This window comes from Affinundibacterium amnicola, from assembly GCF_014284275.1.
Classification (GTDB): Bacteria; Pseudomonadota; Gammaproteobacteria; order Burkholderiales; family Burkholderiaceae_D; genus Undibacterium; species Undibacterium amnicola.
Genome location: NZ_JACOFU010000003.1, coordinates 289842 through 305796 on the forward strand (window position 1 = coordinate 289842; position 15955 = coordinate 305796).

Annotated in this window: 12 protein-coding genes; 5 read left to right on the plus strand and 7 right to left on the minus strand. The window is 45.7% G+C overall.

The window, feature by feature from the left end; translation table 11 throughout:
• Positions 1-42 precede the first annotated feature (42 nt).
• From H8K33_RS09255 to polA, 7 genes are all read right to left on the minus strand, one after another.
• Entirely contained in the window at positions 43-1365 is a 1323-nt protein-coding gene (locus H8K33_RS09255; RefSeq protein WP_186890733.1) for a M28 family metallopeptidase, read from the minus strand.
• A gap of 387 nt (positions 1366-1752) precedes the next feature.
• Positions 1753-3408, minus strand: coding sequence for a methyl-accepting chemotaxis protein (locus H8K33_RS09260; protein ID WP_186890734.1), 1656 nt, complete (start codon positions 3406-3408; stop codon positions 1753-1755).
• Between the two features lie 478 nt (positions 3409-3886).
• On the minus strand, positions 3887-4447 hold the full coding sequence (locus tag H8K33_RS09265) for a hypothetical protein (protein ID WP_186890735.1): 561 nt from the start codon (positions 4445-4447) through the stop codon (positions 3887-3889).
• Between the two features lie 243 nt (positions 4448-4690).
• Positions 4691-5512, minus strand: coding sequence for a subclass B3 metallo-beta-lactamase (gene bla / locus H8K33_RS09270; RefSeq protein WP_186890736.1), 822 nt, complete (start codon positions 5510-5512; stop codon positions 4691-4693).
• 156 nt (positions 5513-5668) lie between these two features.
• Positions 5669-6727, minus strand: coding sequence for a hypothetical protein (locus tag H8K33_RS09275; RefSeq protein WP_186890737.1), 1059 nt, complete (start codon positions 6725-6727; stop codon positions 5669-5671).
• 995 nt (positions 6728-7722) lie between these two features.
• Positions 7723-8580, minus strand: coding sequence for a DUF2971 domain-containing protein (locus H8K33_RS09285; RefSeq protein WP_186890739.1), 858 nt, complete (start codon positions 8578-8580; stop codon positions 7723-7725).
• Positions 8581-8844: 264 nt separating this feature from the next.
• Complete coding sequence (gene polA / locus H8K33_RS09290; protein ID WP_186890740.1) at positions 8845-11631, minus strand: DNA polymerase I; 2787 nt, start codon at positions 11629-11631, stop codon at positions 8845-8847.
• Between the two features lie 13 nt (positions 11632-11644).
• On the opposite strand from polA, the gene H8K33_RS09295 reads away from it, so the two are divergent.
• The 5 genes from H8K33_RS09295 to phnE all read left to right on the plus strand — a co-directional run bounded on the left by H8K33_RS09295 (position 11645) and on the right by phnE (position 15918).
• Complete coding sequence (locus tag H8K33_RS09295) at positions 11645-12382, plus strand: LOG family protein (protein WP_186890741.1); 738 nt, start codon at positions 11645-11647, stop codon at positions 12380-12382.
• A gap of 113 nt (positions 12383-12495) precedes the next feature.
• On the plus strand, positions 12496-13362 hold the full coding sequence (locus H8K33_RS09300; protein ID WP_186890742.1) for a putative selenate ABC transporter substrate-binding protein: 867 nt from the start codon (positions 12496-12498) through the stop codon (positions 13360-13362).
• Positions 13362-14219, plus strand: coding sequence for a phosphonate ABC transporter ATP-binding protein (locus H8K33_RS09305; RefSeq protein WP_186890743.1), 858 nt, complete (start codon positions 13362-13364; stop codon positions 14217-14219). The genes H8K33_RS09300 and H8K33_RS09305 overlap by 1 nt, the downstream gene beginning before the upstream one ends.
• Positions 14219-15106, plus strand: coding sequence for a PhnE/PtxC family ABC transporter permease (locus H8K33_RS09310; protein WP_186890744.1), 888 nt, complete (start codon positions 14219-14221; stop codon positions 15104-15106). The genes H8K33_RS09305 and H8K33_RS09310 overlap by 1 nt, the downstream gene beginning before the upstream one ends.
• Positions 15103-15918 carry a phosphonate ABC transporter, permease protein PhnE gene (gene phnE, locus H8K33_RS09315; protein WP_390319269.1) on the plus strand — a complete coding sequence of 272 codons (816 nt, stop codon included), beginning with the start codon at positions 15103-15105 and terminating at the stop codon, positions 15916-15918. The genes H8K33_RS09310 and phnE overlap by 4 nt, the downstream gene beginning before the upstream one ends.
• Positions 15919-15955 lie beyond the last annotated feature (37 nt).

Genomic DNA, 15955 nt, shown 5'->3' on the forward strand with positions numbered 1-15955 from the left:
CTGAACTGGCCTGCCAATCAGGTTTATCGGTATAGATTGTCTTTACTGTTTCTTGGTCGTGATGGGTTTCGCCCCAGATAAAATCGCCACTGCAGATAAAGTTGTCTGCGCCGCATTTAATCCCAACATAAAATCTTTATCAGAATAAGTCGTGAACACATCGCTAGGTTGATGCCAGTTTGGATTCCAACCGGCGCCAATATGCATACCGCGCTCATTTTCGCGTAAGGAGATGGCAGGGACTAAATCCATAAATGGTACTGAATCGGTATTGGTCATATGAAAGCCGACAGCCGCTGGGTAGTTAGTCGCATATTTATCATTCGCCGCGCGGAAGAACCACGCCAACTTCGCTGCGCCTTCGGCTTGTTTTGCAGTGGATTGGAATTCAATATTCACATCGGCTTCGGCTCTCTGTTCTTTCGGTGAAACATAGATCGGTTTGCCATCAGTTCCCATTACAGGCTTGCCTTGTGCATCGAGTTTTACCGTTGGCATACCGTGATCCCACAGCATCATGTCATGTTGTATCATGCCCAGCCATTTTGGCTCCGGGTATTTACCTGAGCCTTTTGGCGATTCTATGCCCTGCAAATCTTTGCGTTGCGCGACATAGGCATATGCGCCGTTCAAGCCACTTTCTTCGTTATTCCAAAACACAAAGCGTATCGATTTATCGGTTTCGATTCCGGGTGCGCTAAAAATTCTTGCTAGCTCCATCACCAATGCGGTTCCCGATCCATTGTCGTTCGCCGCTTCACCAAAGCCAATACCATCAAAGTGCGCGCCGACGATATACATTTCATCGGGATTGGTTTTACCTATCTTGGTGCAGTAAACGTTCTCGCGCTGCGAAGTGCCAACCGGAGTTTGTTCAGCATTTAAGGCACGTAATTTTTCATCGGCTTGCAAAAGTGGATCAGTATTCACACCAGTTTTCGCACGCTTACCAAATAAAGTACTACCACCTTGACCAGGTGCACCACCTAAGCCACCGCTAGGAATCACATTGCGACGTGGCGCTGGCGCGGCTCCCGGAGTTGCCGGTGGTGCTTGCGTATAATCGAATTGCATACGCTCGGTGTTGGTGCAGCCATAGGACTTTAGCTGTGCTTCTATCCAATCTAAAGCACGACGATTACGCTCGGTACCCTGACGACGATCACCAAACTCAGTCAAGGACTTAATCGTCGCCTTATATTTTTCCAACTCCAATTGACGCACCATTGTCACCACAAAATCATCTTGCTTGAGTGCGCTAGCTTGCAAAATATCTAGCGATTGTGCTTGTGCAATTCCCAGCAAACTAGTCCCACATAAAGCAGCGATCAAGCAATTGCGTTTAAGATGTTGCGGAAAATTCATAGGTGTCTCCAAGTGATAGGCATGCGTATAGAGTCAAGAATCAAGAATCAAGAGTCAAGAACCAAGCCGCAAGTGTATGACGCGATGCCTGAATTGATCAATGGAATTAACTGTAGATAAAGCACTATGTACCATTCACTGTCTAAAAGCAGACGGATTCATGTGATGATGCGAGCGGAGTAGATGTCACGCTTCTGACATATAGAACTTACCAAGACTCACGCAAAACAGGCGCTAGTGTTGTTACCATCGCCTCGCCCTATAATTTGTACTTTCTTCGATGCCGCGCCTAGTTAACGTAATTTTGCGTAAGTTCTAACTTAAAAAAACAGCGCAATAAATGATTGCGCTGTCGTTGCTTAGCATGTGCAAATAGCTCAATTCTGCTTAGGTTTTAGAAATACTAAGCTGTTTTGTTGTCTTGTTGGATTGTCCTCTTTTCGGGGCTTTTTTCGGGGCTTTCGTAAGAGTCACATCATCATTGATCTTAAACACGCTGACCAGTTGTGTTAAATGATCTGCCTGTTCTTGCATGGCTGCGGCTGCAGCTGCGGCTTGTTCAACTAGTGCTGCATTTTGTTGGGTGACATTATCCATCTCGGCGATGGCTTGATTGACTTGTTCAATGCCAGTAGTTTGCTCGTCAGATGCAGCGGTAATTTCGGCCATGATACTAGTGACGTTATGAATACTCTCGACGATTTCTTTCATCGTGTCACCTGCTTGATCGACCAGCGAAGAACCATGCCTTACATTTTCTACTGAATTATTGATGAGTTCTTTGATCTCTTTTGCTGCGCTGGCCGAACGTTGCGCTAAGCTTCGGACTTCTGATGCAACTACCGCAAATCCTCGACCTTGTTCGCCTGCGCGTGCGGCTTCTACCGCTGCATTGAGCGCCAAAATATTGGTTTGAAATGCGATGCCATCGATCACTGAAATAATATCAACAATTTTTTGAGAAGAGGCATTGATGGTTCCCATGGTGGCGACTACTTCAGAGACTACTGTACCGCCTCTAATCGCGATGTCCGATGCAGACATTGCTAGTTGATTCGCTTGTTGTGCATTGTCGGCATTTTGTTTGACTGTACTGGTAAGTTCTACCATTGATGCTGCCGTTTCCTCCAGTGAACTTGCCTGCGATTCTGTACGCGAGGATAGGTCCATATTGCCAGAGGCAATCTCTCTAGAGGAAACCAAAATGGCATCCGTGCTGTGGCGTACTTGGCTAATAATTTGACTGATGCTATCGCGCATAGTCTGAATCGAATGCAGAAGACTGTTTTTGTCGTTTTTATCTAGGTCGATGTCAACTGTCAGGTCACCACCCGCAATATGACTGGTAATGTCCGCAGCATAGTTTGGTTCGCCGCCTAACTGTTTGAGTAAACCGCGTGCGACAATAAAGCCAAAAGCAAATAAAATCAGCCCTAATAAAATTGAGCCTGCCGCCACATTCACTAACTGTTTATAAATTGTGGCATCGACGGTATCGATGTAAACACCAGAACCGACAACCCATCCCCAAGCATCGAAACCTTTGACAAATGAGACCTTTTGTACTGGTTCTTCATGACCTGGTTTTGCCCACATATAAAACACATAGCCTGAACCTTGGGCTTTGACCACTTTGACAAATTCATTAAATAGGAATTTTCCAGTGGGATCTTTGTTTGTTGATAAGTCAGTGCCATCCATTGCGGGTTTGATCGGATGCATTACCATGTAAGGCCGCATGTCATTAATCCAGATGTAGTCGCCATCGCCATAGCGTATGCTTTTCACCGCCGCAATCGCAGCAAGCTTGGCATCTGATTCGCTCATTTTTGATTGCTTTGCCAGTTCGTGATAGTGCGCTACTAAAGTATGTGCGACTTCCACAGTTTGTTTGACACTGTTCTGTCTTTCTTCAAGTATCAATGCGCGTTCAGAAAAAAGGAAAACCGTCGTAAGAACGACGATGCCCAGTATGGCACTGAAAATAAGCAATCCAAGGCGTTTGGCGATATTAATATTGTGCAGACGATCAAAGTTAAACATGTCAAGTCTCCTTTATTATCTCGTTATGAGGAAAACAGGCCGGTAACACGTGGCGCCAAAACGGCTATGTTTTCACTTATTTTTTTGCGTATATGATGTAATTGAATATCGCAATAATATTAAGAATCAGAATACACCTGCAGACTTATTTTCAACAGCGATTTATCGTTTTGTTTGTGTCTTTTTGTGTACGTTGAATTGATGATTTAATTTGATTTTTTGATGTGTTTATGTAGCGCCGTGTTGCCATGTGGTTCAACTGAGGCTTTGACTACCAAACGTAGAACAGATTCAGTTGATCTTGTTGTAAGAAAGAATGCGTGAATGCTTTTGTGCGATGTCAATCTGAGAATTTAATCTAAGAATTTAATCTGACAATAAAGCACCATTGATTGTGCAAGAATTATTGAGTTGCTGATAAACCCAAGGTGCAATTGCTCAAGCAATTACACCTTTGTTTGAACTTGATATGCCCGGCTTATGATGTTGGCCACAACTGCCAAAACGCGACCGCGCTGACGGTGCCATAGATCAACGAGTCGAGCAAATTTTTGAGGCTGGATGACCAAGGCCTGCCCATCCAGATCGATTCTTGTACCGTACCGCAGCCATAGGCGATCAGAGAAAAAATTCCGACGAAGTGTCCCGCAACCGCAGGGTTGGCATGTAATCCATAGGCTTGTAACGCTAACAGGCCACCTAGTCCGGCAATCACGACATTTAGTATGAACCATTGCAATAGATATTTGCCCATCGCGGGTACGCCAGCTGCACGTATCGTAATAAAAGCGACGGGGCCTTCACGAAATTTTTGTTGCATTGCCTCGCTTTCTATTTCTTTCATATCCGTGCAATGTGGTGTGGAATACAGACCCGCATCTAGTTTGGCGGCACCTAATACTTTACGTACATCCTCTTCGTTTGGCAGTGGTCGATATTCTGAGTTATGCCATTTAAAAACCATGTGGATCAAACTGCTGGCAACAAATACGCCTATCGCAGTGACGAGAATTGGTAACCATAATTGTAGTAAATTCATCTTGTCTCCCTTCAACGTTTGAATTCAATAAGCGCCTTTGGAAGAAATCATAGGCGTATTAGCAATATACGCGATGCTGATGAGAATGTGATTTTCAAAATGCACGACAGTGCTGGATTAGCAACAGTCATCATCCAAGAAACCCAGCAGATACGACGACAATGCAATCACAAAATAGGCATTGCATTGTCTGACGATGGCTCTACAGTAAAAAACGGTAAAGCAAGTTGGTCAATTGTCGCCTTACTTGTTCTTCTCTTGCTGCAGTCTTGTTTCCAAACGAAGTGCTCCAGCTTGGGCATAATTGGCGCAAGCTTTCTCGTCTATTAGTGGTTTTTTACCATCCAAACGCGCCAACAAGTCACTAGCGGTTCCATGGCCAGTGATCAAAATGTCGCAAGTAGCTTTCGCAAGGCGTTCGCTACTTTCTTTGAGCGCAACTCCTAAAGAGTTTGGTGCGGAGTAGCGGTAAGTATCGTCAGAGATCGATCCTAAGCTATCTGCAAATACCAGATTTTTGCAAATTGATTTTTCGCATTCCAGCCAAGCCCAACCCGAACCGCCTAGCGCATGGCCTGACATGGGAATATGTTGAATCTGTGTATTGCCCATTTTGATGGTGCTACTGTCCTCGAATCCATGAACATTGGTAATCGGATTGAAGCCAGTTAGCTCATTAAATTGCGGGTCGCGACGATCGTTTTTACCAGTCTTGAGTACATCAACAACATTACTACGGCTTAAAACTTTTGCCCCCGTGGCTTTTTGCATGCTAGCCACACCACCCATGTGATCATGGTGCTCGTGGGTCAGCAAAATCGTTTTAATGTCGCTGAGTCTGACACCCAAAGATAGAATATTCTGACGCACAGCTGCAGCTGCTTTTTCTGGTGCGCTATCAATCAACACATGACCTTGTGGCGTCGCGATTAAGACGACGCTGATCCCGCAAGTACCGACATACCAAGTATTGCCATAAATGCGACGTGGATGCGTAGGTTCATTCCAATCATCGAGGGATTTGCAGGCAGTTTGTGGCGATGCTGGTGTTGGCGCGCTTGGCATGCTAATTCCAACTCTGGTTGCGTTCGCACTTTGCGTGAGGCCTAGAATTGCGATGCTAGTGATGAGCAGGAGAGGGCGGAGTTTGGTATTAAGAACGGGTTTTTTGAAGATGTTTATTGTGTGCATAGCTCAAGTCTTGGTTGATTAATTGCGTTGTTAGTTGAGGAAGTTGAAGGTGTTAATCGTGGGATCAAATTTTTCTTGATTACTGTCAATGATAGCCGCAGCCTCGTTTAGGTAGTGTGCTTTCAGTTTTATGTCGCCTTTCAATGCAGCGATATTGGAACGTTTGAGTAGTAGGCGTTTCTGATCGGCTGGATCTTGCTTGTGCTCTTGTTGTGATGCCTCGTTTAATAGAGCTTCTGCCTCTTGAAGCTTTCCTTGCCGAATGAGAATTTCGCTTTTATCCATCATCAAGTCGATAGGACGACAGAGGTCTGCCCACGGCTTGTCTAGTCGTATAATTTTTGGCACTTCGGCAGTTTTGATGGACATTGCTTGTCGTCTTTCGCGCTCAGCTTGATCGAGGATGGACAAGGCAAGATCAAGTTGATTCAAACGGACATAAGCGGCAGCGACTCTCCTCGCTTTGGCGTAAGGTCCAGTCAACTGCGGCCCAATTGGCCACACGATGGCTGGAGAATTCTCCTTAAAATTAAGTGAGCTGATGATTTTTGCTAACTCAATCTCCAAGGCCGACCATTGCGATAATCCAATCAATGCTGATGCTCTTGCAATCGAGATTTCTAGTTTAAATTCCCTATCTTGATTGATACTGGACGTCGATTTTTCTGCATTATCAAATGCCTGCAAAGCGAGTTCGTAAGAGTGGCGGCTTAGATGAAGTAGTCCGCGATCATATTCGATCACCGGAGTCAGGCTAGGATTGGTAGATGGTGCAAAAGTTTTGCGTTCAATTTCTAGTTGCTCAACGGTTTGTAATAGGCGCTCTGCATCTGCTAAATCGCCAGCCATATGTGCCATTTTCGCCAGAAAAAAATATTGGAGTAAATATTCATCAAAGCGTCTTTGATTTGTTGGTTTCGTCAGCGTTTGAAAATGTTGTTCGATAGGTTTCCAGCATTGCGATGAACCTATTTTTTTCTCACATGCGATCCAAGAATTTCGAACCGATGCGTCGTCAGCAATCGACGGATAAGCCTGCGTCAACATGCAAAGAAAAGAGAAAGAAAAAGTCGCTACTTTAAAGTTCATGGGATCTCAATCATCATAATCTGGTAAATCGCTTTTACTACTAGCCCAGTTTTCTGTATACAAACCGTTTTGAACTAATGAATGAAAAGTTGAGTACGGCCAATCTATAAGCAATTTATCTGCAAATCCAAGGTACCAAAGAAAACGATGGTTCACCATAATCAAGGTTCATACGGCGCAATACGCCTGCGACTATTGACGCCTTACGAAAAGATTGCACCTTACTTTTTATATGTTGTTATAAAAAGCTAAGTGTTGCATTAAGCTCTCGAAAGCTGCCTTATTTTCTAACATCTCCTCGCCAATGACGGTGGTGCCGTTTCTATGTTCTATCAGTATTGATCTTTGTTTTTTTATAGTCCTTAATTTCAGACTAAGGATATGTTTATATTTGACCGAAATCATTTCACTGCTGAATGCACTTTTGGGTAAATTAATTTGAGAATCGAAAATAAAAATCTCTTTTTTTGTTGTGATATTTGTGTAGAAAAGTGCGATCAAAATGAAAAGAGCGACAGAGAGGAAAAGGCCGATAATTGAATAGAAGACGGTCGCGCCGCGGCGTGAGAAATGGAAGATATTGTTGATGATTAAACCACGCTCATTATGTATAGCGTCATTTATTGCGAGATAGCTAAGAAGCGCTAAGACAAGAATTAGAAAGAAGAGCCGTAAAAATTTCGGCTTATATTTGAATCTTATGGGTTTATTCTTTTGCGAGGAATTTGTCGTTGCTTGCATCGGTTTGTAGTCGTAAAAATAAACCGTAATGATCTGTCAATGTGTAATAAATTGCAATATTAGATTGATATTTAGTGCGCGGGGTGTAATAGGCAAAGCCGTATTACACAGTCCGATGGTAATGTGAAAAACGGGGAAGCAATTTATCTGCAAATCCAATGTACCAAAGAAAACGATGGATCGCCATAATCAAGGTTCATACGGCGCAATTATTGACGCCTTACGAAAAGATTACGTCTTACAGAGTTAATTAGCTACGTTATTGGCACCATTTCTAACTCATATGAATAATCCCTCTTTTTTATTCGTAATGCTGGGATTTTGAATAAATCGGCTTTTTCTTTTATTTGTTTCCAATATGATGGATCAGTTTTAAGACCTGCAATTAACGCAGAAATTTCCATACCTGCTGGTATATCAATATACTGATTTTGTTTGCTGTAATGTACTAGTCGCCATTCATTTTCGTAAGCCCAATCAGTATGCTTTGTAGCGAGTAACCGCTCTAATGTGGTGTGTGGACAAAACAAGGCTTCAGAGACGCATAATTCTGGTAGCTCGCTTGAGTACTGGACATGAAATTGAGAAAAGTCACCTTGATTTTCTAACGCAGTTTTCATTGGTTTAACGCTGTATTCAATACAAAATCCTTGATGTGAGCTTGCATAATGAGCCCACATTAGTTGGTTATCCCATATCGGTGAAAAGCAAGCGATACCGAACTGGTTAAAACGACGTAGTATGCTGCTAGTTAATCCTATATTCCTAAGAGTTAGACATTCTGTTTCAGACCATTTCTTGATTTTATTAAAAAGTTCATCATCATAGAACCAATGGTCTCGTGCATTCGGATTTAATTGTAATAAACATTTCATCGCTGCACGTAAGCTGTCCTCATTTGGAAATGGTCCACGATAAGTATGGTTCTTTATTTTTAGCCGAATATCCATTGGGTCATTAAAAGAATTCGCAGCTGAAAACCATATTTTTTCAGATGAGAGATTTTTCAATCGTGAATCGTCAGCAGTATCTTTCGGCTGGTAACGGTAATAGGCTTTTGATGTCAACAATCTTTGATTACGTGATTCTTCAAATTCAGAGAAAGTGTTCATAGTGGCTTTTAATTTTAATCATCAAATAGTTAATAAAATAAGTGATTCATACTAATTCTTCACTTCATATTAAATAAATCAGTGCCTATCCACTTCAGTGTCAAAGATACTCACAGCTCACTGTACCCACCAAACACAATTCAATTCGCCCCCAGAAATTCCATTATCGGGATGCAGCGCTAGGCGCTTCCCGGAGCAATACATTTGTATTGCGAGGACAAGCAACAACGCGCGGCGCCCGAGAATGGGATTTATGGCGGTGAATTAATGCGCCTCTTCCCAATTCAACCCCACGCCCACCTCAGCCAACAAAGGCACTTTCAACTCAGCCACCCCAGCCATCAACTCTGGCAACTTACGCTTCACTAATTCCAACTCTTCAGCCACGACTTCCAGCACCAATTCATCATGCACCTGCATAATCATTTTGGATTGCAAGCCATCGGTCTCCAACCAATTCTGCACCGCAATCATCGCCAGTTTTATCAAGTCTGCAGCCGTACCCTGCATAGGCGCATTGATCGCAGCGCGTTCTGCGCCTTGGCGGCGTGGGCCGTTGGGGCTGTTGATTTCTGGTAGCCAGAGGCGGCGGCCGAAGACGGTTTCTACATAGCCGTGGGCTTTGGCTTGGAGTCTGGTGTCGGCCATGTAGTGCGCGACGCCTGGGTAGCGTAGAAAATATTTGTCAATGTAGCTTTGCGCTGCGCTACGTTCTATGCCGAGGTTGCCCGCTAAGCCGAACGCGCTCATGCCGTAGATCAGGCCGAAGTTAATCACTTTGGCGTAACGTCTTTGTTCGCTGGTGACTTCCGCTAATGTGACGCCAAAAATTTCGGAGGCGGTGGCGCGGTGTACGTCTTCGCCGTCTGCAAAGGCTTTGAGTAAACTCGTGTCGCCAGAGATGTGCGCCATGATGCGTAATTCGATTTGTGAATAGTCGGCGGAGACGATGCTATTGCCCGGTGCGGCGACAAAGGCTTCACGGATGCGGCGACCTTCGGCAGTTCGTACCGGAATGTTTTGCAGATTCGGATCGTTGGATGCGAGGCGACCTGTGACGGCAACGGCTTGTGCGTAGTTGGTATGTACGCGACCGGTATCGCTGTTGACCATCTTCGGCAATTTATCGGTGTAGGTCGATTTGAGTTTGGCGAGGCCGCGGTATTCCAATAAGACTTTTGGCAGCGGATAATCTTCTGCTAGTTTTTGTAAAACTTCTTCGTCGGTGGATGGCGCGCCAGACGGCGTTTTTTTGACGACGGGTAGACCAAGTTTACCGAAGAAAATTTCACCGAGTTGTTTGGGTGAATTTAAGTTGAATGGCTGCTCAGCCAGTTCGTATGCCTTTTGTTCCAGCTCTAATAAACGATTGCCGATTTCATGTGATTGCGTGGCGAGTAAATCACGATTAATCAACACGCCATTGCGTTCTATCTTTTGTAAAACGACGGACGTTGGTAATTCAATTTTGTCGTAGATGAAACGTAATTTATCGTAAGGTTCAACTTGCGGCCACATTGCTTGATGGAGTTGTAGAGTGATGTCGGCATCTTCTGCCGCGTAAGCAGTGGCGCGTTCCAGATCGACTTGGTCGAAGCCAATTTGCGAAGCGCCTTTGCCGCAGACTTCTTCAAAGCTGATGGTTTTACGCTCTAAATGACGCATCGCCAAACTATCCATGTCGTGCGATTTGTGTGATTCGAAGACATAGGATTGCAGCAAAGTGTCATGCAAAATGCCACGCAGATGCACGCCGTGATTGGCAAAAATGTGGCTGTCGTATTTGAGATTTTGTCCGACCTTGGCCTTGCTCGCGTCTTCTAACCACGCCTTCATTTTGCTGAGCACAAATTCACGATTCAATTGTTCTGGTGCGCCCGGATAATTGTGTGCCAGTGGAATGTAAGCGGCTATGCCAGCCTCGCAGCATAAAGAAATGCCGACCATTTGCGCGTTCATCGGTTCTAGCGACGTGGTTTCAGTATCGACCGAGGTGAGGGCGGCTTGATTGATTTTATCTAGCCAAGTATCGAGCTGGGCTTCGGTCAAAATCATTTCGTAATGTGTGACGGCGGGCGCGGCTGGGATTGTTGCGGGCGTAGTGCTTGCGACAGCATTGTTAGTAGCGTCGTCGCCAAACAAACCACCTTGCGCTGGTGCCGCTTTGCTTGGTGCTGAGCCTGCTACCGGATCAACGCCAAACTCGCGCAATAAACTCTTGAAGCCTTGATGCTGCAAGAAGGCGATCATTTCCTCACGATTTTCTTCTTTCGCTTTGAGTGATTCGTCGATAGAAATATGATGGCCAGCGAGATCGCAATCGGTCTTTACGGTGATTAAGACTCGGCCTTGTGGCAACCAGTCTAAAGCCGCGCGCAGATTGTCACCAACCACACCTTTGATCTTGTCGGCATTGGCGATCACGCCGTCTAGACTATCGTATTCGGTCAGCCATTTGACCGCAGTTTTGGGGCCGCACTTGGTCACACCAGGGACGTTATCGACGGTGTCGCCGATCAGGGTTAAATAGTCGATGATGCGATTTGGCGGTACGCCAAACTTGGCGAGTACGCCCGCTTCGTCGAGTTTTTCATTGCTCATGGTGTTGATCAAAGTCACGTTGGCATTGACCAATTGCGCCAGATCTTTATCGCCCGTGGAGACGATGGTGTTCATGCCGCGTGCAGTGGCTTCAACCGCGAGCGTGCCAATCACGTCATCCGCTTCTACGCCTTCGACCATCAAGATAGGCCAACCCATCGCTGCGACGGCCTGATGAATAGGTTCGATTTGTAAGCGTAAATCGTCTGGCATAGGCGCGCGCTGTGCTTTATATTCTGGATAGAGATCGTCGCGAAAGGTCTTGCCCTTGGCATCAAACACACAAGCCATGTAAGCTGCGGGATAATCTTGGCGCAGCTTGCGCATCATATTGACCATGCCGTGAATCGCACCTGTCGGTTCGCCGCGCATATTGCGCAAGTCGGGCAGGGCGTGGAAAGCGCGGTATAAATAGCTAGAGCCGTCGACTAATAACAGAGTTTTTTGCATAAGGATTTTAGGTATGAATGACAGCGGAAAAAGAATTTTGAAACTGCGCCAGATCACAGACAAAGATAAGGCGACTGCCTTAAAAGCCCGTGAGTCGTGGCATATGTTCACGATTATGGCAGAGTTTATCGAATCTACCGAACGTCTGTCGGCCTTAGGGCCAGCGGTCACAATCTTTGGTTCTGCCAGAATTAAGCCAGAAAATCCGTATTATCAGCAATGCGTTGATGTGGCAAAACGCCTATCCGATGAGGGTTTTGCGGTGATTTCTGGTGGTGGCCCCGGGATTATGGAGGCCGCCAATCGCGGTGCCTATGAGGGCGTTTCGGCGTCGGTGGGTTTGAATATTGAATTGCCACACGAGCAAAAAACCAATCCTTGGCAGAATATTTCTTTGAATTTTCGGCATTTCTTTGCACGCAAAGTGTCGTTTGTTAAATACGCTGATGCCTATATCATTTTCCCAGGAGGATTTGGGACTATGGATGAACTGATGGAGGTGTTGACGCTGATGCAGACTGGTAAAAGCAAGCGTATTCCAGTGATTTTGGTTGGCACTAATTTCTGGCAAGGATTTTTAGATTGGATCCGATTACAGATGGCAGATATGGGTTTGATTGAAGATAACGATCTCAATTTGGTACAAGTGATTGATGAACCTGCAAATATTGTTGATGCGATTTTTGCCTTCTATGAAGCGCACGATATTGAACCTTCAGACGAAGAGCGTCAGCGTATGTTGTATTTGTAAATGTTTTTGAGGCTTTGTACTGACCCACAAAAGATCGCGCTTCATCCTTCGTTTAGCCCGCTTTTCGCTTAGAATGCGGGCTTCTTCTTCATTCTCTTCGATTGCCAAAAATCATGAAAATCTCAAACTCACGTCGTTTTTCTCTCGCCTTATTATTGTCGCTGACTTGTTTTGGCGTTGGCAACGTGCATGCCCAGCAGGTTTTGCGTGTATCGGCGATTCCTGATGAAGCGCCAACGGAATTGCAACGCAAATTTAAGCCATTGGGTGAATATTTAGAGAAGAAATTGGGAATGAAAGTGGAGTTCACACCAGTCACGGACTACGCTGCATCGGTTGAAGGCCTCACTAAAGGCAAACTCGATATGGTGTGGTTTGGTGGCTTTACTTTTGTGCAGGCAAAAATTCGCAGCAAAGACCAAGTGATTCCTTTGGTGCAGCGTGAAGAAGATGAGAAGTTTAAATCGGTATTCATTACTACTAACCCATCGATCAATAAATTAGAAGACTTAAAAGGCAAAACCTTTAGCTTCGGTTCAGAATCTTCCACTTCCGGACATTTAATGCCGCGTTCATTTTTATTAAATGCCAAAGTGAATCCCGATACGGATATGAAACGCATCGCCTTTTCAGGTGCGCATGATGCGACGGTAGCGGCAGTGGCGGGTGGTAAAGTCGATGCTGGTGCTTTGAATATTTCAGTGTGGGAAAAGTTAGTGAGTCAAAATAAAGTCGATGTTAAACAGGTTCGTGTGTTCTACACAACTCCCGGCTATTTTGATTACAACTGGACTGTGCGCAGCGATATGCCTGCTGAGTTGCGTAAAAAAATCAGCGATGCTTTTTTAAGTTTGGATAGTAATAATCCGAAAGATAAAGAGATTTTGGATCTGCAAAGAACTTTGCGTTTTATTCCTACAAAAGCTGACAATTACAAAGCGATTGAAGTCGCTGCGCAGCAGGCTGGGTTGTTGAAATAATGTCGGATTTGGTGTCGCCAGAAAATACATCTTACCTACTGCAATTAGAAAATGTGTCGGTGCGTCATTTGGCATCCGCACGCGATGCGGTGCCAGCTTTGCAGTCGATTCATTTGCAGGTAAGTGCGGGTGAACAGATCGCGATTATTGGTCCATCTGGTGCTGGCAAAACCACTTTGTTGCATACGATGGCAGCCGCGATACAGCCATGCGAAGGTGCGCTTTATTTCATGGGGCAGCGCATGTGGAGCTTGTCACATCGCGAGCGACATATCTTGCGTCGCCATTTATTTTTAGCGCCACAAACGCCACCTTTGCCTAGTCGTCAACGTGTCGTCACGTCGGTGCTGGCGGGGCGCCTGCCGCATTGGAATTTATGGCAAGCGTTTCGCAATCTCATTAAGCCTGTCGATCCTGCTTTGGCATGGCAGGCTTTATCGCGTTTTCAATTACAAGATAAACTGTATGCGCGGGTTGATCGCTTGTCCGGTGGTGAGCGCCAACGTTGTGCCTTGGCACGCTTGTTGGTGTCCGAAGCAAGTTTGTTGATCGTTGATGAACCATTGTCGGCTTTAGATCCTAGCTTGGCGCTACAGACTTTGCAGGTACTACAGCAAGAGGCGCAACAAGCGAACGCGACCTTGATTTGCAGTCTGCATCAAGTGGAATTGGCGCGCGCACATTTTCAGCGCATTATCGGCTTACGTGATGGAAAAATCATGTTTGACACGATTGATGGCAAGCCAGTCACTGATGCGATGATTGCGGCATTATATGAAAATGCGGAATCTAGCAAACAAGTTGTGGACATCACGAGCAAGGATGCGACTACCATTGAGCATGTACGGTGTTTTTGATGCCGCTACTTTCTTCATCTTCACAACTTTCTCAATCAACTTTATCCAAAACCGATGGAGTTCGACTTGATGTTCCAAGCGACCCAGCTTGGCGAGGCCGTATTACATGGACGATTCTTGGTTTGATCTTGCTATGGCCGATGTTGGTGTATTCAGAATTTAAACCTTGGATACTGCTTGATCAACAGAGTTTGCAAGCAGGCTGGCGTTTTATCTTAAACTTTTTTCCGCCCGAACTCTCCGCCGATTTTTTACAGATTGTGCTTGTCGCGACTTGGCAGACGATTGCCATCGCCACGGCTGGCCTGGTCTTGGCATTGCTGCTCGCGATACCCGCGGCCTTTATTATTTCTGAACACTTATCGATCTCGCGCATTGGGCGTTTGCAGATGCGTATCTCATCTCAACTAATTCGGCAAATCGTGCGTTGGATCTTGGTGATTCTGCGTAGCGTGCCCGAGTTGGTGTGGGCCCTGTTGTTTGTTCGTATTGTGGGTTTGGGAGCAACTGCAGGTGTATTCGCGATCGCACTGACCTATGCAGGCATGCTGGGTAAGGTCTATGCAGAAATTTTGGAAAGCAGTGATGCCCATGCCAGCGATACTTTATTACGCAATGGTAGTAGTCGTTTATCCGCTTTCTTATTCGGGTCTTTGCCGAATGCCTTGCCGGAACTAACGTCGTACACAATTTATCGATGGGAATGTGCGATTCGTGGTTCGGTGGTAATGGGCTTTGTCGGTGCTGGTGGTTTGGGGCAGCGCATGGATGAATCCTTGAAAATGCTGGCAGGCGCAGAGGTCTCGACTATCTTGTGCGTATTTGTTGTGTTGGTTGCCGCAGCCGATTTGCTCAGCCATGTCGCGAGAAAGAGTTTGAATCGATGAGATTACGGTCAAGCTATTCGCAAACCGCGATGCCAGTCGCGCCGCCCGTGTGGACGATGACGCGTGCACTGGTTCTTACCGGTGTATTGTTGTTGGTCGCCACCAGCTTTTGGAGTTTGCAATTGGAATGGCGCGCTTTGCTGACGCAAGATGCGCTTAGTAATGCGGGAGAATTCTTAAGTGGATTTGCATCGCCAGATTTGAGCGCACCGATGTTAGTCAAAGTTGGACATGCGGCACTAGAGACTTTGTCGATGTCAGCTTTAGGTACCTTGATTGCGGCAGTGCTAGGTTTGTTGCTCGCTTTGCCAGCGAGTGGGCGCTTTGGAAAGAGCTTAGAAGTGACCACAGGATTATTCTTGAATGTGGCGCGTTCTATTCCTGAGTTAGTGTGGGCATCAATGATGTTGATTGCCGCCGGCTTAGGGCCGTTTGCTGGCACCATCGCTTTAGCTGCGCATACCACGGGTGTATTTGGGCGTTTGTTCGCTGAAAGCTTAGACAATAGTCCTCCTGAAATTGAAGCCAGTCTGCGAATCAATGGCGCATCTGCCACACAGGCATTTCTTTACAGTCGCTTACCACAAGCCTTTCCGCAGATGTTGTCTTACACCTTGTATCGTTGGGAAAATAATATCCGTGCTGCCGCCATTTTGGGCGTGGTTGGTGCAGGTGGTCTTGGGCAAATGATGAAATACCATTTGTCCTTATTTCAGATGTCGAGTGCGGCGACGGTGATATTGGCCATGCTGTTGTTGGTCGCCGCTGTTGATGCCCTGAGTTTTTCATTGCGTCGTTGGCTAGTCCGATAGTTGTCCTATTCTTATCATTGACGCTATTTTCTTTCGC